Genomic DNA, 20,166 nt, shown 5'->3' on the forward strand with positions numbered 1-20,166 from the left:
TTTATTTTTTAACGCATACGCCTGATTGCTTCTTCCACAAAAGCAGATCTCTCAGGTTTTACAAAACTAATGTGGGCAGCAATTTGCGAATCTTTCCACCTTTCTACAGTAAATGTCAATCCATTTGAAAGGGCAGACAAATACTCGCTGTCAATTTGCCCAATGTCACCTGTCAAAATTATCTTTGAGTCATGTCCCAAACGGGTAACTGCAGTTGTAATTTCGTGCGGTGTCATATTTTGAACTTCATCAAGAATCAGAATGGTATTATTGACAGTTTTTCCACGAACGTGGATCAAAGGTTCTACAGACAAAATATGTTGTGTGATTTGAGCTCTAACGTAGTCAATCACAGCTGAACCATTTTGAATATCTCTGTCTGTAACCAACAAGGAGTAAGCATCAATAATAGGTCTTGCCCAAGGTTCAAACTTTTCTTCTAACGTGCCAGGATAGTAACCCAGCTCTTTCTCGCCAACAACCGTAATTGGACGCCATACTAGAATCTTGTCGAATTCATTATCTGCACTCTCAACAAGTCTCTTGCCAGCCAGCAAGGCCATCAAGGTTTTTCCTGTTCCAGCTGGACCCAGCAAAGTAACCATAGTGGCAGTCGACTCCATCAAGAGAGCGAGAGCTAAGGCTTGTTCATTATTAACTGGTTTAATTCTTCTTTTCCAGTTACCAGTTTTAGCGTGAGGTCCTTTAACAAAATGAACCTTGCCTGTACTGGTCCGATAAATACCTAATGAGGTTTTTGGAGTATCTTTTACTGTCCAATGAAAAACAAATCCAGTGTTTGGATTCACTTCTAACTGACCTAATTCCTCGGACAATTCACTAAGAAGAACTCCGTCATCTCGATGTAGTTTATTATTGACATCGCTAGCCTTTTCCGCTGACAACTCAAGATGAATTATCCCAGAAAAAATCTGATCTACACTAGAAACCAGTTTATCACGTTGCCAGTCTTCAGATTTAATACTAATAGCACTGGCCTTGATGCGCATATTAACATCTTGACTAAGAAGAATAACTTCCTTTCCTGCTTGATCGGGCTTTTTATCTTCCTGGTCCTTCCAATGTTTAGCAGTAAGGATAACTCGATTATCCACTTTTTCCTTTAGTGGATATCCCAGGCCAAGTTTGGAAATATCAGCAGCATTATAATCAACAAAGACTATTCCGCCACCATCAGTTTCTACTCCATTACGTAGGAATCTGCCCTGACTTTCCGCTTTTGCTCTGTATTTTTCAATATTCCTGGTTGCTTCTCTAACAGTAAAAGCCAATTGAGGTTTCAACCGTTTGATATCATCCAATTCTTCAACAACCCACAAAGGGACAACAATGACATTATCTCCTAAGTCATCAATAACAGTGGGGTTGTAAATAAGGATATTTGTGTCAAGTATGTAAACTTTCTTTTCCGACTCCGGCATGTTTCCTCCACAAAATTAAAGCATCTTGTGATTCGGGGTTGAGTTGATAGGATAACCCGCCTCCCAACGCACTAGGGGTCATGTTTATTTGGTTAAAGAACAGAAATCAATAGTTAAACTTATCAATAATATTAGGCATTGTCAAACCCTGACCAAATTAATTATAAACTATTATCTTTTTTATAACAAATATAAAAGCTCCACCGTTGATGAACGGTAGAGCTTTTTTCTCTTACTTTCTCCTCAGTCTAGCCAAGTCAGCTTCAGCTTTTTTCTCTTTGACCGACTTTCGCCTGGTAGTGTGAAACTTCCACACATAAGCTTTTGAGTTATCAGAAGCTCGTTGCCAGACCTTGAACTTTACAGGAAAAGACTTTCGACTTGCATGTAATCTGGTAATAAACGAATATGGCACACGAAATACTCGATGTTTTTCATCATCAGCGTCAAATATGTCCACCATATCTGTCGACTCACTCAACTCTTGCAAGCCACCAACGACGGTTTCATTCGTAAAAGCATCTGCACATTCCACAAACCATTGCTTTTTACTCATTTCACGTACCTCACATCAAAGATTTCACGAAGATCGGCAATTCGACTTTGATGTACTACGATAATTTCATGATCTGTTTGAAACTTCCTTGAGCTGATTTGCAACTGATCTTCCAGTGCAATTGCTATTCCTCTCACAGGGACTACATCAAAAAACTTGAAACCAAGCTTTCTGGAAATCCCAAAGATAGGAGTTAAGTCCCATGGAGTTTGCCAACCGGCACGCAAAATTGCTGCACCAACTTCACCTTTCCACAACCTAGCAAACATTGTCCCAATACTGCCACCATCTATTTCATGACCACCAGTGATTCCACCCTTTTTCATAGCGACATCAATCGGCTGTGAATATGTGTATGACGGATCTCGCAGAACCCAACGTTGTTCCATCAATGTTTTACTTTCATCAACCAGAAGTCTCTCAGCTATATCCATATCAAAGATACGATAGACTCGACTTGAACCAGGCCGGAAGTAAAAAATCTCTTTGGTGTTTACATCACCAATTGCGGCGGCAACAACTTCCCCACCTTGGACCAGTGCCAACATCGTACCAACACCATGCGACTGACGTCGCACGAAGGCCTTCGTGCCATCCAAGGGATCAACGGTGAAATATATGTCACAGTCCGAATGAGTACACTCAATGCGTAACTCATCTTCCTCTGCCACAATTCCAAAGCTAGGAAAACATTCTTGCAAAGACTTGATATAAATTCGCTGAGCTGCTGCATCAGCTGAGGTCATGACATCATTCATCTGACCGTCATAACCCTGCTTAACCTGGGCTGAAAAACTCAACCTCTCTAGGCGAATCGCCTCAATGGCTCGACGCACCAATTCCTTCATAATAATACCAACAGCATGCCCATTCAACTCTCCAAAATCACTCATTTTACGCCTCCCACGTTAAAGATCAATACACCACAATATACATTATTTGTATGATTTTGTCAATATTAAAAAAAATGCGCTCGAATTTGAACGCATTTGTAAACATTACTTCTCCTCCCATTCTTGAGCATCGATAACTTCCAGAATTCGTTTAGAAAGATTAAAACCTTTTGAGCTCGGATAACCAGGAAAAGCATTCAATTCCACCACGTAGATTTTTTTCCAATCAGCACTAAACATTATGTCTACACCAGCAAGATCCAAAGCCAAAGCTTTAGTTGAACGGACAGCAATCTTTCTGGCTCGCTGAAGAACTTTTGGTGGTATGTACTGCAAAAATCGAGCATCTTTCCCCGTCCCGCCCTGAGAAATGTTGGTAGTCACACTTTCTGGTTCATTTACACGGCAGTAAATATAGTTAATATTCCCTCTGAACACGTAAAATCGCAGATCAAACCTCAAACCATTTATTAGGCCCGCAGGAACAGCTTTTTCAATAATTATGTCTTTTCTTAAAAGCTGTTGAACAAACTCTTCATTTCCCGCGACATCCTGAAATCGCCAATTGAATTCAGATTCAGAATTGACAATCTTTCCATCAACAAAGCCAAAATTGGTTTTCCAGTAATCCTTGTCCATGTAGGTAATGCCCTTCCCCATGGAGCCGTAACGAACCTTTAAATACAACTGCTCGCCATCATCGACCATCTGCAAAATCTGTTCAAGCTCACGTGTATAAACTGATTCAGGCACATTAATCCCAGCGCCTTGCAACATCAACTTAGTTAATTCCTTGTCTCGGTCAGTAAAAATGTATAAAGGATGATTCAAGTAATACACAGTTTTATCATGGTAATGACTGAGCAAAACCAGATTGATTTTTGACCAAAAGCGTCGAAACTTTTCATAAAACTGAGCATTACCATAGAGACCATCATATCCCTTACACTCAATGTATTTATTCCAATGAGTATGTGGGAAAAACAAGAAGATTATTACAATCTCACTGTCAATCTGAGGTAGTTTGCCAGCTTCAAGGCACTCATAAGTTTCAATCACATAGTTGGTTCTTTTCATCCTACCGGATCGTAAATTCCGGCATAGTTTAAGGTACGCGTCCCAGTCTTTTTGCTCTCCGATAACGAGCAACGTTGCGTTGGAATCAACATGACCCACCTCCATTTTGCCACCCTCCTTGCCTTGCCAATAATTAAAATTATAAAAAGAACCACAGTTCCGCGCACCAAGCTTAACACATGGACAATTTATTTCAATTCATTTGTAAAAAGATATCCACAACAAAAAACAGGAGACTATTTAGTCTCCTGTGTGTTTATATAATCACGAACGTCTTGTTCCATCAGAATACTGTACCAACAAACCTAATGCCGTCCAACCGCCGGAAGATGGCACCGCCATAGATGCAATTCGCATGTCTACAAAATGCACATCTCTTCGTGGATTATCATCAATGAAAACATTAACCCGTTCGGACATCTCATCTGCCAACTTCTGATGTTCCATATTGGTTTCATCCAGGAAAATTTTTACACGTACGCCTTTCAATTGTGCACCTCCTCCTTTCTGCTTCTTGGCTTTGATTCTACTTTTCGAATAATCAACTTTAACGCTGATGATTGAATACCATTTTCCATTGTCTTCGGTGTTGCCTGCCAATCTAAAATCCACAAAATTCACAAAAATGTTCGAATGATCGCTCAGCCAGGCATTAATTTCATCACTTAGGTTGTCAGCAAATTCCTGATGATTGGTACATTCTTCACGAATAAACATTTTAATTGCCATGATGCCTCCTTAGTTTGAGCTAATTTTGTAATATTTAATCACAATCGTCAAGACCGCATAATTACCAGCTGCAGTTGTATTAACTTCCACAGAGTCAAGATCAATATTCTCCAAATGTGCCTCGATCCAGTCATTAGCTTTACTAGCCAAATTGTCAGCTAATTTCTGATGACGCACATTATCTTCATTTAAGAAAATCTTTAGCTTTAAAGGTCGTTTTTCTTGTGCCATTTGCAGCCTCCTTTATAAAGAACACTCAGTAAATGAATTTAACATATTACTTTTTCATTGTCAAGTGAAACAAAAACACCCACCTTTACAACAAAGATGAGTGATTCATGGCTTATATCAAAGGCAAGCCGAAGATAAAAATTCATATACTAACATTATAACATATCTGCAGTGAACTATTCGTTCCTCAAGTTCACTGCATGAACCATCCACTCATAAAACATGGTTTACCATGAAGTCATGCCAAACTTATGATCCCAAACTAGCTTGGTTTCGCATGTACTTCATGGCTCCGGGACCAGGATTCGAACCTGGAACTTCGCGTTAACAGCGCGGTGTGTTACCAATTATACCATCCCGAAATAATTATCAATTCATTAATTTAACAAATACTAAATAAATTAAAAAAACAAAATCCAAATATTCATAATCAAAAAAACCAGCTTCTCGCTGGTTGAATATGTACTATTTTACACAAAATAAACTCAACCAACGTTTTGCAGGTTATTATTATTATTGGTTGTGGTTGCTGTGTATTTCATACATTTGTAATATAGCAAATTATCTAACTTCTGTCAAGCCCCTACTCGTCCATCACTTCATCTTTCTTCTCTCGGAAAAACCCAAACAACCCTTCAAAGACCTCCATTAACAATTTAAATGGTGCATCAATTATAACATCTAGAAACATTGCTAAAACATTTATCTTGGAAAATTTTCCTGACATCCAGCGGCCCATACTCACAAACGGCAAGGCAAAAAAGTCTATCAAGGCAGTAAGTAAATTGTCACGCCGATCAACAACCAAAAGCTCCTTGACCGGTCGACGGATTCTAATTCCAAAGAAACTAACTAAAGTTAAAAACAGAACAAATATTAAACTGCTAAAAAAGTTGAACTCCAATTTATTCAATCCCCAGAAAATTACCATCAATGAAAAAACAAAGCTCAAGGAGTAAATAAAGTGGAACATAAAATTCGTAACTTTGCCTCTGCGTCTCGGATGTTTAAGCTCATAAGTTTTTCCCTTGCCCTCATCAAATACAATCTGGTCGATTTCGGTTATAATCTTTTTGGTGTTTTCTTTTTTCGGCATGCGGATCATAATAGCCACAAAAAACATCAGAACTGGTGGGAAGAAAACATTAATTGCGCCTGCAGTATAATCAATTGCCCCCGCTAAATAAAAATCCATTGGTAATTCCAGCGATAAGGCTAAAATCATTTTTGTAAAAAAAACATAAATAATACTTCGAACTACACCACGACGAAGTTTAACATTCACTCCTTTGTAACGCTTGTTGATAGCTTTCTTTACCTCTGCCTCCAATGTTTCGCGGTCAGCCATAAGCTGATCGGTTTTGCCATGATTTGATTCAATAACATCTCGAATAATCCAAAATATTATAGCTTTCTTTTGTAAAATCTTATTAAATGGTTTAACCCAAGGGTGATGCAGCTGTTTCTCCAATTCCATTTTTACCTTGTCAATATTATTAGCAATTGTTTGAATCACTTTCTCGTCTGCATTTTTCCAATTTGGATAATATAAATTCAACAACATGGTCCGCATCATAGCCGCGTCCCATTTGAATAAAGCTCGGTAACAAGCAATATAGACTTGTAATTCCTTTTCTTTCTCATCTACGCCATTGTCCTTCAATTGAATTCTGGGATTATAAACTGAGAACATTGCTGTAACTAAAGCCTTTTCTTTACTTGGAGGAATTAGGGCTGCTTCAATCTCAACAGCTGCCATCTCCAAAAAGTATCGGTAAGTTTTTTTATCCACTCGTCCGTCTATCTCTTTTATTCTGGTTAGCAATGAATTATATTTCTGAATTATTTCATCTACTTCATCTACCATTTCAAGTGGTACTTGGCTTTTTATGTAACCACCACGAATAATTTCCTTTAATAAATGCTTAGCTAGATTTTCTTGGTGATAATTATCTAACAAGTAGTTCTCCATGATCACCTTTTCATATAATAACTTTCTTTTTAAAATTCTAAAAATCCCATTCTTGCGGACAAGATGTTCTTCCTGATAATCAACGGCATTGCGGACCTTCTCGTAAACTAACGAAGCTTTACCAATGACTGCGCTGACCTTGAGCATTTCCCCAGACCCAAGCTTAGCTTTTTTATTTTGCAAGTTTTTAATCAACTTACTTAAGACTTTTGACATAAAATATAAGTAATAAAGGAAACTTTAACTTAAATCATTAATCAGTTAACTGGCTACACTATAGCAAAATTAAACTAAAAAAACAACAGCCTTGGCTAAATTTGCCAATTAATTTTACACTTTGTACACTCGGTAACCTGACCGTACTTTTTCACTTACTTTGAGGCCTACATCATCACCCTTTTTAGCCTTTTTAATTGACTCTCGTTCAATTTGCATTGAGTCAACAACTTGTTCAAATTCCACTTCTCCACCCTGAATTTTGATCGTTTCACCAACCTTCAAAGGCTTATCCAATTTCAATACGGCAACACCAATGTTCTCAAAGTAGTTTGCCACTTTACCGATTAATTTTTCGGCCATATATATTAGCAATTAGTAATCAGTAATTTGTAATTGGTAATTGGTAATTACGCGTTGATCATTATTAAATAATTAACATTATAATCCCCAACGCAATCAGCATTAACCCGATTGCTAAACGCATCCATCTTTTATTTTCTTTGCGCCATTTATCTATTTTTTCAGGCGGTAAGCCATAATATACAGAAAATAAAATCACTAACAAAGGAAGAACAAAAATCAAATTATAAAGTAATAAATAAGCAAATGCTTGCCACCAGGTATTCTTAGCAGCTAAAAGTGATAAAATCGCCAAATAAACTCCACCAGTACAAGGTAGTTCAAACAGAGCAACTAATAAGCCGAGAACAATCGCAGCTGGCAAAGTTGCTTTTTTAATGTACTTTTGTAATAACGGTTTTTTAGAATCTGGAATTGCCAAGGTGAATCCTTTACCTGACCAGAAAACTTCTTTTAGATTAATTAAACCAAGAATTATAGCCAAAGCAGCCGTGAAATAATAAAACCACTTTGTAACGTGAATACTTTGAACAAAACTTAACAAACCTAGACCTGAAATGAAATAAACAAGAAAAACTACAGAAATGTAAACCAATCCGATTGTCAACATTCGTTTCTTGTTTTTCACGGCCATTAAATACAAAATAAGAAATACTAAAACTGCAAATGCACAAGGATTAATCGAATCGATTACAGCTGAGCCGATGATTAAGGGGATTGTTATACCATTCATAAGTGACAAATTAATAAAGTTTATAAAGTTACTGCTGAAGTTCATCAGGAGAACTTTCATCAAAGCATGGTGTTCCTCCGGCAAATAATAGATCTTCACAAAGGCCCGTTTCTTCATTATATTGTTGGCCAGCAAACTCGACACCATTTTCACAAATAATAATTTTAGGACAAATAGGACAGCCAACTAATTTAGAATAAGAACGTATCACTTTTTTGTTCCCAATAGATATTGGACATTTGATTAATTCATTGAGATTTTCAACTGGTTCTTGTACCAAGGGAGTCTCGTCATCCTTCCAAAGATCAGACAACTTTCTTCCGACTTCTAAGGTTGGCACCACTGTCACATTTAGAATTACCGTTTCTTTCAATCTTTTGGTTAAAATATTCTCCATTGCCTCGACCTCATCCTCAGTAATCCCTTCTTTTGCCTGTACTGTTAAATTAGCAACTAAAATATCATTTTTTTGATCAATCTTCAAGCTGGATACTGCTACATTTTGCAAACTAGAAACTACAACATCTTTTACTGCCTTTGATTGTTTCACTGTCAGTGCGGTTTGTTTCGTAATTAATACAAGTGGCACAATAATAACAATTAACAAAAGTAAGCTCCACCGAAAGCCAGATTTTCTTTTTTCTTCAGCTTGAGCTGAACTAGTAGAAAAGTTGGAAATTAAAAACAAAATTGTAGCCGCAAAAGTAATTGCTATCAGATTGGATAAATACAATAAGAATGCTCCAGCAGCTGCATCAAATTCACCTCTAGCTAATGACAATCCAACCGTAGCAACTGGCGGCACAATCGCAGCCGCAACAACAACACCGGAAATTGCGCTCCCCATTTTCGGATAAGCAATGATAAAGGCGCCCACGAAACCGGCAGCTAAAGCAATTAAAAGCTCTAATAATGTTGGTTGCGTTCTGGATAAGAATTCCTTGCTTTCAATAACAACTTCCGGGGCAATCAGGCCAACCAATATTGAGAAAATAACAATTACCAAAGTCGATTTAAGAATTGTCATTAACGAAGTTCTCAATATATGTGAACGTCCCATTGTAACCCCCAAGGCCATTCCTAAAATCGGCCAAACCAAAGGAGCCAACAACATTCCACCGATTACAACAGCAGCCGAATCAATAACGATTCCCAATGCAATAATTATCCCGGCGAAAAGTGTCATTACATAGAAATCAAAATCACCTTTTGCATTTTCATTGATTTGCTCGAAAACTTTTATTTGTCGCTTGCCAGCAATGAAAAAACTTTTAAAAAATCTACGCTTTAAAACCTGCGCTTCCTGTTTTTTTACTTTTTGCATAAATTGATCCTATTTTAATATTTATAGTATAGCAAATTATGACAATTAAAGAAAATAATAAATAACAACTCACCGAATTAAAGTCAATAGCTTGGCAACACCTACAGTGGTGTTAAATGTAATTAATTCTAGGATGTAAATGTTCATAATTATTGTATTTAGCCACCTGGCCCTGAAAGGGCCAGGCTAGGTTTTGTAAAGGCTACTAAAGTAGCCTGAAGAGACTTAGCCCCATTTATGGGGGTTTAGAATATAATAGCCTGGGGTTTTCAACCCCAGGTGGCTAAGTAAGTAAAATTTAACTCATTAATATTGCCAAGGTATTGAACCATTACAACTCACTTGACATTTCCACTAATATGTTTTAATATGTATTGTTAATCAAAATTGCTCATTATAAATATTCAATCGGAGGCTTAAATGGAGAAAACAGCAATAGTCACAAAGATTCGCTCACGCATCAGTTATAATGCACCTGTAATTTACACTTATGCAATAATTTGCATGCTAATCCTGGCGCTAACCTCGATCTTTTCTGGACTACATGTCTTTGTTGAATCACCAGCTGAATTTGCCACGGACAAAGTATTATTTTGGCTTGGCTTGTTCACTCACATTTTTGGTCATTCTGGCTGGGAGCATTACGCTGCTAACTTTATGTTAATTGTGCTGATTGGTCCTTTGCTTGAAGAAAAGTATGGTTCTTGGTGGTTAATTCTAATGATTATCACTACCAGTATAATCACTGCGCTTTTCAACACCCTGTTATTTGATCATACGGTTCGGGGGGCAAGTGGAATAACCTTCATGTTTATCATCTTGGCATCTTATGCTGGAGCAAAAGTCAATAAAATTCCATTTGGTTTTCTATTAGCAATTCTAATCTTTCTCAGTGTGGAAGTTGTGGGTATGTTCAATGATGATAACATTGCTCACTTTAGTCACTTAGTGGGCGGTGGTTGTGGGGCCTTTATGGCAAGTTTGTATATCAAACTACAACACAAAATACAAGCTAGACGTTTAGCTAAACAACCCAGTGATGAATTTGCAACTGAACCTTCACCCGCCCCAATTAACCCGGCAACTGGTGAAATTGATTTAGAAAAACTATTAAGCGATTAAATATAAAAGGTGTAGTTAACATTGTAACTACACCTTTTTTGTTTACTTGATAAAAATCACTACTTGTTCTTTCACCTGATCATCTTCAACTGGTGAAATTACGACGTCAAACTGTCCAAGAAAACCTTTGGTCAGTTTATTCTTGCGGAAACTGCCAGTTTGCAATTCCCCGAACTTATCACTGTCCAGCTTAGCCCAAGTTTTCAGAGCTGAACACATCAACGGCAAAAGACTCAGTGGCGGTGATTTGGGTCGACAGAGCTCCTTCTTGTCATCATGAACAGAAATATTCAGCGCACGATAATTCTGCCCCTTTACCTTATTGCCTGGTTCAAGGTGAACCTTCTTGGCTCCACTTTCTTTGGCTCGCTCAAGGATTGCCAATAACATCCAACCTGCTGTACTTTCCTCAACCTTCAAAGAATGGCTAACCTCAGCCTCTGGCTCCGAAGTCTTGTCATCTTTTTTGACTTCTTCAGCAACCGTCTCCTCGACCCCAGGTTGCTCTTGCACCTTAAGATACTTCTCAATAGCCGCCCGAATCTCCTTGCTTGTTGCTCTATAATACTTGAACGTCACGTTCAACTTGACCGCTCTAGCAACAGCGAACAACATCCCGGAATCTTCGGTCACAGCCACATGAACTTCGTCGCCCTTTCGATCAAAAGCAAAAACCAAACTACGAAATGCTTCATCTTTGGTGAAAACTTCCAAAGCCTCAGCTGACGGAACAACCTTCTTAAGTTTCATCTCAGGAAAACTACGGACCATCAAGCTTCGTGAATTGGTCAGAAAGTATCGAGTGAGAGCAAAAGCACCTTTGGCCGCTTGCTTGGCTTCATCTCCAGTTTCTAGTAATTCTTTAGCATCTTCCGGATCTACTAAACCATTTGCAACCGCTTTGTCCATCAGCTCCTTTAAACTAAACTTACTCATTGAATCCTCCTTGCCCCGAAGTCTTTCGACCATCGGAAGAATGTACTTCAGGGCTGATTTTAGATTAATCGTGACAACTGAAGTTCGAACCCTTCTTGACCTGCCTGTTCACTTAAAACTATTACCTGAACTAGTATTTTAACTCCTCCGATAAGTTTAATTTCAAATTCTCTTTTGTCACCTGGCCTACCCTTCTCTACTTGGAATCCTGACCTTTTACGGATCTCAGCAAACAAGTACTGTTTATTATCTCCCGAAGTTGTAATAGACTGTCGGACGTGACCGTGCAGGCAATGATAGACTTCCAACTCACCAGCCTTTGCCATCAAAGTAACTGAATTCAAACCTAAATCCACAACGTGAGCAATTAACAGTTTTAAAAAAAGGGCACTACTTCTTTTCATCCCCTCTTCTGATACAAGAATACTACTACTAAGCTCATCAAGATTAATTGTATTCCCCATTGTGATCTCCTATGAGATTTTTAATGATCTTAACATCAATTAAGCTTAGATTACTTTCTTTACTGTGTCAACACTGAAACATTATTTAAACAAAAAAGGCCTGTCTCATAAGACAAGCCTCTTTTTAATATTTACATTACTTGTATTAATAAATATATCCCCAAAATCAACGCAATAACAATATCAAGTGCCCAAAGCCAATTATTTTTCATGAAGTACTTAGCTAAATGCATTGTTTCTTTGGGAAAAAATAACATGAACAGTCCCTTAATTAAAGTAAGCCAACCAATAACTGTGATTACAATTCGCCAAGCATCAACCCAGACATTGTGTCCGAAAATCATTAAAAGACCAATAACCAAAGTGAATGTTCCAAATAAAAAAACCCAACCTTCATCATGTTTAATTTCTTTTAAAACTTCATTGAAAAACTTTTTACGTAGGGCCATAAACAGAGCCATGACCACAAAGAATAAGCCAAATACTTTGGCTAATAAAATTGAAGTGAACATAAGGATTTACTTATGAATTATTAATTATATTATAACACAAAAATATTATTATTTGTAAAAAAATAAAAATCGCCCAGTATGGGCGATTATAGCTTACTTAAAGGTTCGCATGAAACTAACTATTTCCGAACCTGACTTATCACGAAGTGATTCAACCAATCTTGGCTGAGCTTGAAGACAATCACGTGAATGCCTAGCACGATTATACCAGAACTCTGCTCCTACCCTATCCTTCAACACGCTACAAGCAATACTTTCAGCCAACCAATCCTGATCATCAATCGACAAAATCTCGCGTTGCCAAAAAAGCTCAATTAACCAGGCGTGAAACATTTCATGTGCAAGGACACCCAGAAACATGGAGTGTGGGAGCCCATACAAAATTTCAATGCTGTGATGTTTCAGAATTTTTATTTTTCCAATTTCAGCATAATGAAAAACGCAATGCCCTAAACACGTTGAATCTGGTTTAACAAAAGTTTTTTGTAGTTTAGAATAATCAACAACAGCAAAACTTGTTGGTCTTTGGATTTTACAACCAAGGTTCTTGAAAATTATTTCCATTTGAGTGATATCATTTTTTCCGATACTGTGTACTGCCGTTGTCGCGCAACCAGAACATAACTTCCGATGGTCTGGTAAACGCAGAAGAGTTTTGTCACTCAATTGTTTAGCACAAGCAAAACACTGTTTACTAGGATTGAAACAGGACTCACAAATTAATCCATGGTCACCGACCCAATGTCCGCCATCAATAACCTGCCGACAAATTGAACACTGACTTGTGTTTTGTTTATAGCAATCAACATGATAGGCGTTATCACCATCAACAATAACAAAATATCTATCCAATATTGACCTGGCGCAAAGTGGACAGACAGGTCGACGATCATGTTTGCAATAATCACAAAACAATACTCCATTATAGCGGTCGCACTTAGCAACCTGCTTTCCACAGTCACATTTCATGCTCAACCTCTTGTTTTAATGAACAATAAATAACAATTAAGCTTATTACATAAAATTAGTTTTGTCAATATTCAAAAGACCTGTCACATCTGACAGGTCTTATTTTTTGAACTACTTTCTAACAAAAACATTCTGATAGATTATTTTATTCCCATAAATGACATAATCTATTTTTAAAATTAACTTACCAAAAGAATTAAATCTATATAATTTAAATATTTTATAACCAACCTCATCACTATTCATATTTTATTTTTGATTTAATGCGTAAAAATGAGGACAAACGTTTTCTAACATCTGCCCTCAGTAACTTGAGTGCTAATTTTACAACCCACAACTTAAATTACAAGTCCATTGGTTTCCACTTGAATGGATTTTCACGAAGATCAATAGGCCTAACCTCTTTTGTACTTTCAAGCAAATCAAGAGGCAATTTTGCAGCCGGTGGAACATACGTTCTCATTTCTTCTTGAAGCCTTTGAGCACGCTGAAGAGCGTAATCTGGTCCGCTTCGAGCATTCCACTGATCAATAATTCTTGATGTCGGACTATGCTGCATACGATGAATAACTGCATCCCGAAACCTGTGTTGATCAATATCCATAACACTCCTCCATGAGAACATTGCAGTTAAAAAGAGTGGGAACAAACAAACATTGTTGTTTGTTCCCACTTTGGCTTATACGAAACTAGTCGTTGCCATACGTCCGCCGAGGCGGCAAGTTGTCAGGGTTGATTTCATTACCGAAACCGGTATTGAAAGCGTCCTGGCGGATACCCAAGTCTCCCAAGGCCTCCCGTTCACCCTCATGAACTGCCTGGTGGGTGTCCCAATCCATCACGTCGCCTGGTACGTTCGTCATCCTGTCGGGGTGGTGTCCTTGACTCATAACCTTCTCCATTCTAGAGTTAAACCTCTAGCCAAACCCAAACACCATTGTTTAGATTCGCCATAAAGGTGAGGACAAACAGACATGGCTGTTTGTCCTCAATCCTGTGTTTACAATAAAGCTAATTAACCACGGGTATCAACCGGATCATCTGCATATTCTTCCTTGTAATGACCACCCCGGCCCTTACAACTTCCGCATTTTTTCCATTCGCCCGTAAGCCAGCTCTTCTTTTTTCCGCCAGAACAACCACAACTCACCCAGACCTTTATCTTTCTTCGTGAGCAATCATAACGTGATATCCCCATAAAGCACCCCCCTTTGTCATTTAAGCCTTGTCCTTGTTTTCTGAACAGTACCAACAACCACCATAATTTTCATCACCGGCTTCGCCAGTTCCGTTACATCGGCCACAATTACCTGTTCCATTGCAGGATGAGCAATCTTCATAGCGACCACCACTGGGATGACGAAGATGAATTGCCCAATCCTTACCAGAACCACCACAACTTCTACAATTTCCACTTGACATTTTTACCTCCTGTTTATTAACTATCTCCAATTCCACTAATTACTGTATAAATAATTAACAAAATTAGAGAGGACAAACAGACTTTACTGTCTGTCCTCAATTCTGTTTTCAAACTTACCAGGAGGACTTATTCTCAGCACAGCGCCAACAGCCACCAGAATTTTTGTCCCCGGCTTCACCAGTTCCATTACAACGACCACAGTTGCCAGTGCCGTTGCAAGCCGAACAATCTCCGTAATCGCCACCACCAGGAAGACGCACATTCATTTGCCACTCTTTTCCAGAACCACTACAGTGTGGACAGTTTCCACTTGACATTTTGACCTCCTTTGAGTTGAACGTTGTTAAATAACTATGTTCGCTTGTATTATATCTGCTAAAATTTATGAAGAATACTGAAATTTTTGAGAAAACAAAAAAGCTCTAAAATTAGAGCCTTTTTGAAATGTATTTTCAATAGCTTATTAAATTTTATCAATAATTCCTATCTTTAAGTTCTTTGGATTAAATTCTATAAAGAAATTCATAAGTTTACCCGTAACTTTTAATCCTAAATCTTTACCTGTTTTCTCCTTCAAAAGCTTTGATAATGGGGTAACGATCTTACCTTGAAGTTCATTACGATATTTTGAATAACCAGATTCAGACAACTGCTTATTAGTTACTGGTTGACCGACATTCTGCAGTAAAAACTCAACTAACTCAATTGTTGCTTTTTGTGAAGGTAATTCTTTTGAAGAATAATTTTTTCCCTTGATGTATAATTTACCATCAATTTTATCAAGCAATAAATCAAAATCTGCTTTATCAAGTTCGTTCATACTGACAATACTATTTACTTCGTCTTTATTGTCCCAAACCTCCAGCTTTAAAGAATTCTTATCTAAAAATTCTGAATATATATCTTTCTTAATATATTGCTCAAGTCTCACACCATCACTCCCCCAGCCATCTCGCCATGAACAAAAATCAATTTGAACATTTTCATTATGATCTCGTCTTATTTCCTCGACAAGTTTGAAGCTTTGCTCTCTAAATCTATGAAGTGGACTGAACGCAAAAATATTTCCATCCATTTTTCCCCAATACAATGGTCTTAACCCAACTTTTTCATCGACTTCAGACGCCCTTCTTTTAATTTTATCTAAAATTGTTTGTAAATTTTTTGACGGAAAATCTTCAAAAACACCGTTAATATTTCGTAAAATACTTTGATGTTCCAAAAATTTCGTTACTACAGAGCCAGATAGTTTATTTTGATACAATTCAATCAATTCAAAAACATAATTTACTAACTGATAGCTTTGTCCTACAGCATAATCATGCCAATACTTACCATCAACATCCAATTCTTTCAAAAATGGTGGCAACCTATCAGAGTCAAGGTCTATAGCTTTTGAAAACAATTTTTTTGTTTTATCTCTAATTATATCAAAACTTGGCATCAAACTTTTATGCACGTACTCTGCGGCAAGGCCAGGCTCTTTTGAGGCCCCTGGATAAATACCAACAACGTCCAAAGGAAAATATCCTGTAACATCTGCTAATTCATCTAAACGAAACCCCCAAACCTCAAGCTTCTCAGCTTTTTCCATATCATCTAATATGAATGGTCTCTTGTCTTTGTATGGTTTTTTCTCACTACCCGCTCTTTCCTCAGTAAAATAAACCATTGGCAACTTGGAGTCCAAGAGACTGGAGTAAGAACTGTTACCAGCGGCTCCACCATTCATTCCCTTGGATATCATTTTCAAGGTTTGGCGATGAATATCTCTGAAATCTTTAGCAAGCTTAGTTTCACCTTTGAGAATTTCAGCCGAACTTGTTGACGGAAATTGCTTGAACTCCTCAATAGAAATCCGGTTTAAATACAAATATATTGCTGACATTGCAACCGTTTCAAAGCTCGAATCAATGCCTCTTGAGTCACTAGATTCGAAAAGATAATTTAAAGTGATACCATTAAAATCATTTGACCATTTCTTCCTTACTAACTCCTGCAAATAATCAATATGTTCGCACCAACCATCCAAACTACAATCATTAGTATTAAATTTGTCTTTACTCGTATTATAAACTAGATATGACCCATTACTTACTGTTGATTTACCATTATTTACTTTGATTCCAACATAGCATTTTAAAGGTAACTTCAAACGAACAAGCGGCGCACCGGCGCGCCAGATTATACCAGGAGACAAAGAAAAATTAAAAGCGCCAGAAACAACAATATCATTTTCCGCGTAGAATTTTTTATAGACTTCGGGAAAACGTTCTTTTAGAGTCTTTGAATTAAATGGTCTGTCTTGCGACATAGTTTAATGTTATTTAATAATACTTTAATTTTAGCACAAATACTACATTTTGTCAATATAGTTACCTGTTTTGGCCAAAAATAAACCAAATGTAATCAATAAGATCCAATTCAGATTAAAATAGTAAATCACAAACCCAGGCATCGCAAGCTCACAAACTGCTAAAATTACAGAAAATATAAAGAAATTCAAAAATAGAAAATTTATTAACTTATGAAAAAATTCAATTAAAGATAGATTCATATTATTTTTCTAAAGTAATTTTTATGCTATCAACCAGCACTTTCTCGTTGGTGATACCGAGTTCTTGAAAGGCTAAAATAAATTTGTATTTGTTTTTAATCCTTTCAGCGTTGGTTAAATCGAATTCCATTTCATAATCAATATAACCATCAGGAGTTTCCGGTAATTCTTCAAAATAAAATGCCCAATCATTCTGCACAAGTTTAAGTCCAAACTTTGCTTGAACATCATATGGTCTGTAATAACGTAATATGACTTTGGCTTTTTTAAACGTTCGAGGTGAATAAACATCTAGATAAACTGGCTCAAAAATAATTCTTTGTAAATCATCATATTGAGCCACTCGGCCTTCTGGATAAAATCCTTGGATAAACCGCTCTTGACCTGAAAAGTTATAATTGTAAGTCAAACTATTATTCGGCACAAGCTTCTGATAAATCAAAAACAAAAACAAAATCAACAGACCGGCTGTGACGACTATTTTTGTGATTTGCAACAACTTGTTCAGATTGATTTTCATGCGAAAAAATGTTAAACTTAAACTATGAAGCTCAAACTCAGATTAATTTATTTTTTCAGACCCTTCTCTTTCATTGCTCTCATCTTAGCAAATATTTTTGTAATTAAAAACCCTTACTTGGGAGTGGTTGTGGCCGGAATATTAATTTTCTTTTATGGACAGCGTCTCGGCCACAAAATATTTGCGACATCTGATAGATTTTTCCAAACTCTTTATGGAAGCTTAGCCTTCGTCGGGATTAATTCCATTATACTATGGATCAGCTTTTATTTATACAACCTGGAACCATTGACTGTTATTCGAGCCCTAATCATTACCACCATTCCACTTGAATACTTCACACCGAAATTTATTAGACCGAAATTTAACTTAAAACAATTTTTCAGTGATTATATAGTTAAACTAAAGCCAAAATTTTTAATTTTCGGTTTTTTAATTTTCGTTCTGGTGAATTTTATGTTGCTATTCAAATTTCGAACTGACCAAGCCATAACTTCACCATGGAACATCGTAAGCAAAGATTTCTTTGTGTTTTTTATTGTGCTAACAATTCTACTGGTTATTATTTTGATCAAAAATCAAAATATTTTAGTTTCAAAAATTTTGTTAATAATTTACACAGCGCTTTTTTCCAGTGTAGCTCTGATTATTTATAAAATCGGTTACGGTTATGACCCATTCTTACACTTGGCCGCCATGAAACAAATAATGGCCACCAGCACCCTAATCCCAAAAACGTTTTATTACATTGGAGAATACTCAGTTGTTATATTTTTACACAATATCACTCAGCTTCCATTGGAATTCATCAACAAACTATTTCTACCGCTTAGCATGGCGATTCTTTTGCCGACCTCCATTTATTATGGCCTAACAACTGGACTAAAGTTAAACAAAAACTATTCTCTAACTGCCTGCTTGGGGAGTTTAATTTTACCAATCACCTACTTTATCCACACAACACCTCAAGGTTTAACAAATTTATTGTGTTTAATCATTATCTTTTTAAGCTTTATTAAACATAAATCAATGCTTAAGTTTTTATTATTTCTAAGCATTATCACTCTAACTATTCATCCGCTTTTTGGCGCTCCGATTTTGGTCTTTGTAATTTATTTATTCAGCCAAAACATTATAAACGCAAAAGTTAAAAAAGCCACACAAACAGTTTTAATTTTAGGTAGTTTATTCGTATTTCCAATTCTTTTCATTCTTAACTCTTGGTTAAACAATTTAAAAGTCAGTTTACTTAAATTTAATCTTTCTCAATTGTTCGACTTTACTTTATTTCACAGTGAACACAAGTTCAGATTCATTTACGATCTAATTTATGTTTATGGATTCAACATTAAGATCATATTTCTAATCCTTGCTGGCTGTGGATTACTTTTAATGTTATTCAAAAAAGAATTTGCAAAATACAAAGTTCATTTTGGAGCAGGCATAGTAATTTTTGTTAATTTTTTACTGACCAAAGTCTTTCTGAATTTTGAATTCGCTACGAATCAAAACCAAGCTCAATTTATGAGCAGAATCTCTGAATTAAGTTTATATTTCTTACTACCAATTGTAATTTATTTATTCTATAATTTAATTCAATTTAATTTTGACAAACAGGGCAACTTCGCAGGAAAGCTTTTCGTACTCCTTTTGCTCACCTTAATAACGAGCACTTCACTATATTTTTCTTATCCGGTTAAAGATGATTACAAAGACTCACAAGAATATAATGTTACCAAGGGCGACGTTGAGGCCGTGCAATTAATTGACCAAAAAACTGAGGGTGATTATATTGTTCTTGGCAACCAAATGCTAGCGGCAGCGGCAATTAGAGAATTTGGTTTTGCTCATTATTATAACCAAGATTTTTACTACTCAATTCCTAATGGCAATGATAACAATCTTTATCAATATTATAAAAAATTAGTTTTCGAAAAAGTTGATCGTGATTTTATTGACCAAGCCATGAGCCAAGCAAACGTCGATCAAGCGTATTTTGTTTTGAACGACTATTGGTCTAACTCTGAGAAACTCATTCCTCAATCTAAATTCATGTCCGATAATTATTATACTACAGACAAGGGGTCAAACCATATATTTTATTTTCAAAAAAAATAGGGTAAATCA

The 20,166-nt window shown here is 36.6% G+C and carries 22 protein-coding genes and 1 tRNA gene; 2 read left to right on the forward strand and 21 right to left on the reverse strand.

All coding sequences use genetic code 11. From position 1 onward, the window contains the following. Positions 1 to 8 precede the first annotated feature (8 nt). From HN643_05925 to HN643_05975, 11 genes are all read right to left on the reverse strand, one after another. Positions 9 to 1,442: a PhoH family protein gene (locus HN643_05925; GenBank protein ID MBT7501171.1), complete on the reverse strand. Its 1,434-nt coding sequence runs from the start codon at positions 1,440 to 1,442 to the stop codon at positions 9 to 11. Positions 1,443 to 1,674: 232 nt separating this feature from the next. Then, entirely contained in the window at positions 1,675 to 1,998 is a 324-nt protein-coding gene (locus HN643_05930) for a hypothetical protein (protein MBT7501172.1), read from the reverse strand. Next, a complete protein-coding gene (locus tag HN643_05935) occupies positions 1,995 to 2,891 on the reverse strand; it encodes a hypothetical protein (GenBank protein ID MBT7501173.1) in 897 nt (298 codons plus the stop codon). The genes HN643_05930 and HN643_05935 overlap by 4 nt, the downstream gene beginning before the upstream one ends. A 105-nt stretch (positions 2,892 to 2,996) precedes the next feature. Continuing rightward, the gene (locus HN643_05940; protein MBT7501174.1) at positions 2,997 to 4,073 is read right to left on the reverse strand and encodes a hypothetical protein; all 1,077 of its coding nucleotides are present in this window, start codon (positions 4,071 to 4,073) and stop codon (positions 2,997 to 2,999) included. Between the two features lie 159 nt (positions 4,074 to 4,232). Next, positions 4,233 to 4,697: a hypothetical protein gene (locus HN643_05945; GenBank protein MBT7501175.1), complete on the reverse strand. Its 465-nt coding sequence runs from the start codon at positions 4,695 to 4,697 to the stop codon at positions 4,233 to 4,235. Positions 4,698 to 4,706: 9 nt separating this feature from the next. Next, the gene (locus tag HN643_05950) at positions 4,707 to 4,928 is read right to left on the reverse strand and encodes a hypothetical protein (GenBank protein ID MBT7501176.1); all 222 of its coding nucleotides are present in this window, start codon (positions 4,926 to 4,928) and stop codon (positions 4,707 to 4,709) included. A 287-nt stretch (positions 4,929 to 5,215) separates the two neighbouring features. After that, a tRNA-Asn gene (locus tag HN643_05955) sits at positions 5,216 to 5,290 on the reverse strand. A gap of 221 nt (positions 5,291 to 5,511) precedes the next feature. After that, positions 5,512 to 7,116 (reverse strand): hypothetical protein, encoded by a 1,605-nt coding sequence (locus tag HN643_05960; GenBank protein ID MBT7501177.1) that lies wholly within the window; start codon positions 7,114 to 7,116, stop codon positions 5,512 to 5,514. Positions 7,117 to 7,230: 114 nt separating this feature from the next. Next, a complete protein-coding gene (locus HN643_05965; protein ID MBT7501178.1) occupies positions 7,231 to 7,479 on the reverse strand; it encodes a hypothetical protein in 249 nt (82 codons plus the stop codon). Between the two features lie 64 nt (positions 7,480 to 7,543). Next, entirely contained in the window at positions 7,544 to 8,212 is a 669-nt protein-coding gene (locus HN643_05970) for a hypothetical protein (GenBank protein ID MBT7501179.1), read from the reverse strand. Between the two features lie 28 nt (positions 8,213 to 8,240). Further along, positions 8,241 to 9,536, reverse strand: a complete 1,296-nt coding sequence (locus tag HN643_05975) for a TIGR00341 family protein (GenBank protein MBT7501180.1) — start codon at positions 9,534 to 9,536, stop codon at positions 8,241 to 8,243. A 420-nt stretch (positions 9,537 to 9,956) separates the two neighbouring features. Here HN643_05975 and HN643_05980 point away from each other — a divergent pair, with 420 nt between their 5' ends. Next, positions 9,957 to 10,658 carry a rhomboid family intramembrane serine protease gene (locus HN643_05980; GenBank protein MBT7501181.1) on the forward strand — a complete coding sequence of 234 codons (702 nt, stop codon included), beginning with the start codon at positions 9,957 to 9,959 and terminating at the stop codon, positions 10,656 to 10,658. Positions 10,659 to 10,700: 42 nt separating this feature from the next. Here HN643_05980 and HN643_05985 read toward each other — a convergent pair whose 3' ends face one another. The 10 genes from HN643_05985 to HN643_06030 all read right to left on the reverse strand — a co-directional run bounded on the left by HN643_05985 (position 10,701) and on the right by HN643_06030 (position 18,039). Beyond that, positions 10,701 to 11,594 (reverse strand): hypothetical protein, encoded by an 894-nt coding sequence (locus HN643_05985; GenBank protein MBT7501182.1) that lies wholly within the window; start codon positions 11,592 to 11,594, stop codon positions 10,701 to 10,703. A gap of 59 nt (positions 11,595 to 11,653) precedes the next feature. Then, positions 11,654 to 12,058, reverse strand: a complete 405-nt coding sequence (locus HN643_05990) for a hypothetical protein (protein ID MBT7501183.1) — start codon at positions 12,056 to 12,058, stop codon at positions 11,654 to 11,656. A gap of 131 nt (positions 12,059 to 12,189) precedes the next feature. Further along, positions 12,190 to 12,570 (reverse strand): hypothetical protein, encoded by a 381-nt coding sequence (locus HN643_05995; GenBank protein ID MBT7501184.1) that lies wholly within the window; start codon positions 12,568 to 12,570, stop codon positions 12,190 to 12,192. A gap of 93 nt (positions 12,571 to 12,663) precedes the next feature. Continuing rightward, the gene (locus tag HN643_06000) at positions 12,664 to 13,539 is read right to left on the reverse strand and encodes a protein DA1 (protein MBT7501185.1); all 876 of its coding nucleotides are present in this window, start codon (positions 13,537 to 13,539) and stop codon (positions 12,664 to 12,666) included. A gap of 343 nt (positions 13,540 to 13,882) precedes the next feature. Then, a complete protein-coding gene (locus HN643_06005; GenBank protein MBT7501186.1) occupies positions 13,883 to 14,143 on the reverse strand; it encodes a hypothetical protein in 261 nt (86 codons plus the stop codon). A 411-nt stretch (positions 14,144 to 14,554) separates the two neighbouring features. Further along, positions 14,555 to 14,737 (reverse strand): hypothetical protein, encoded by a 183-nt coding sequence (locus tag HN643_06010; protein MBT7501187.1) that lies wholly within the window; start codon positions 14,735 to 14,737, stop codon positions 14,555 to 14,557. Between the two features lie 20 nt (positions 14,738 to 14,757). Continuing rightward, a complete protein-coding gene (locus tag HN643_06015) occupies positions 14,758 to 14,961 on the reverse strand; it encodes a hypothetical protein (protein MBT7501188.1) in 204 nt (67 codons plus the stop codon). Positions 14,962 to 15,075: 114 nt separating this feature from the next. Beyond that, a complete protein-coding gene (locus HN643_06020) occupies positions 15,076 to 15,279 on the reverse strand; it encodes a hypothetical protein (protein MBT7501189.1) in 204 nt (67 codons plus the stop codon). A 146-nt stretch (positions 15,280 to 15,425) separates the two neighbouring features. Next, complete coding sequence (locus HN643_06025; protein ID MBT7501190.1) at positions 15,426 to 17,276, reverse strand: hypothetical protein; 1,851 nt, start codon at positions 17,274 to 17,276, stop codon at positions 15,426 to 15,428. A 244-nt stretch (positions 17,277 to 17,520) separates the two neighbouring features. Next, the gene (locus tag HN643_06030; protein ID MBT7501191.1) at positions 17,521 to 18,039 is read right to left on the reverse strand and encodes a hypothetical protein; all 519 of its coding nucleotides are present in this window, start codon (positions 18,037 to 18,039) and stop codon (positions 17,521 to 17,523) included. A 456-nt stretch (positions 18,040 to 18,495) separates the two neighbouring features. Between HN643_06030 and HN643_06035 the strand changes: the two genes are divergently transcribed. After that, positions 18,496 to 20,157 (forward strand): hypothetical protein, encoded by a 1,662-nt coding sequence (locus HN643_06035; protein ID MBT7501192.1) that lies wholly within the window; start codon positions 18,496 to 18,498, stop codon positions 20,155 to 20,157. The last annotated feature ends 9 nt before the right edge of the window (positions 20,158 to 20,166 follow it).

The organism is Candidatus Falkowbacteria bacterium (assembly GCA_018674305.1).
GTDB lineage: Bacteria > Patescibacteriota > Patescibacteriia > UBA11705 > JABHMO01 > JABMRF01.

Coding starts and splice junctions, on each gene's coding strand:
- HN643_05945 (MBT7501175.1), bottom strand. CDS start 4,697: ATGGCAATTAAAATGTTTATTCGTGAAGAATGTACCAATCATCAGGAA.
- HN643_06035 (MBT7501192.1), top strand. CDS start 18,496: ATGTTGCTATTCAAATTTCGAACTGACCAAGCCATAACTTCACCATGG.
- HN643_05960 (MBT7501177.1), bottom strand. CDS start 7,116: ATGTCAAAAGTCTTAAGTAAGTTGATTAAAAACTTGCAAAATAAAAAA.
- HN643_06025 (MBT7501190.1), bottom strand. CDS start 17,276: ATGTCGCAAGACAGACCATTTAATTCAAAGACTCTAAAAGAACGTTTT.
- HN643_05940 (MBT7501174.1), bottom strand. CDS start 4,073: ATGGAGGTGGGTCATGTTGATTCCAACGCAACGTTGCTCGTTATCGGA.
- HN643_06010 (MBT7501187.1), bottom strand. CDS start 14,737: ATGGGGATATCACGTTATGATTGCTCACGAAGAAAGATAAAGGTCTGG.
- HN643_05970 (MBT7501179.1), bottom strand. CDS start 8,212: ATGAATGGTATAACAATCCCCTTAATCATCGGCTCAGCTGTAATCGAT.
- HN643_06000 (MBT7501185.1), bottom strand. CDS start 13,539: ATGAAATGTGACTGTGGAAAGCAGGTTGCTAAGTGCGACCGCTATAAT.
- HN643_06020 (MBT7501189.1), bottom strand. CDS start 15,279: ATGTCAAGTGGAAACTGTCCACACTGTAGTGGTTCTGGAAAAGAGTGG.
- HN643_05965 (MBT7501178.1), bottom strand. CDS start 7,479: ATGGCCGAAAAATTAATCGGTAAAGTGGCAAACTACTTTGAGAACATT.
- HN643_05935 (MBT7501173.1), bottom strand. CDS start 2,891: ATGAGTGATTTTGGAGAGTTGAATGGGCATGCTGTTGGTATTATTATG.
- HN643_05990 (MBT7501183.1), bottom strand. CDS start 12,058: ATGGGGAATACAATTAATCTTGATGAGCTTAGTAGTAGTATTCTTGTA.
- HN643_05950 (MBT7501176.1), bottom strand. CDS start 4,928: ATGGCACAAGAAAAACGACCTTTAAAGCTAAAGATTTTCTTAAATGAA.
- HN643_05975 (MBT7501180.1), bottom strand. CDS start 9,536: ATGCAAAAAGTAAAAAAACAGGAAGCGCAGGTTTTAAAGCGTAGATTT.
- HN643_05985 (MBT7501182.1), bottom strand. CDS start 11,594: ATGAGTAAGTTTAGTTTAAAGGAGCTGATGGACAAAGCGGTTGCAAAT.
- HN643_06015 (MBT7501188.1), bottom strand. CDS start 14,961: ATGTCAAGTGGAAATTGTAGAAGTTGTGGTGGTTCTGGTAAGGATTGG.
- HN643_05995 (MBT7501184.1), bottom strand. CDS start 12,570: ATGTTCACTTCAATTTTATTAGCCAAAGTATTTGGCTTATTCTTTGTG.
- HN643_06005 (MBT7501186.1), bottom strand. CDS start 14,143: ATGGATATTGATCAACACAGGTTTCGGGATGCAGTTATTCATCGTATG.
- HN643_05930 (MBT7501172.1), bottom strand. CDS start 1,998: ATGAGTAAAAAGCAATGGTTTGTGGAATGTGCAGATGCTTTTACGAAT.
- HN643_05980 (MBT7501181.1), top strand. CDS start 9,957: ATGGAGAAAACAGCAATAGTCACAAAGATTCGCTCACGCATCAGTTAT.
- HN643_06030 (MBT7501191.1), bottom strand. CDS start 18,039: ATGAAAATCAATCTGAACAAGTTGTTGCAAATCACAAAAATAGTCGTC.
- HN643_05925 (MBT7501171.1), bottom strand. CDS start 1,442: ATGCCGGAGTCGGAAAAGAAAGTTTACATACTTGACACAAATATCCTT.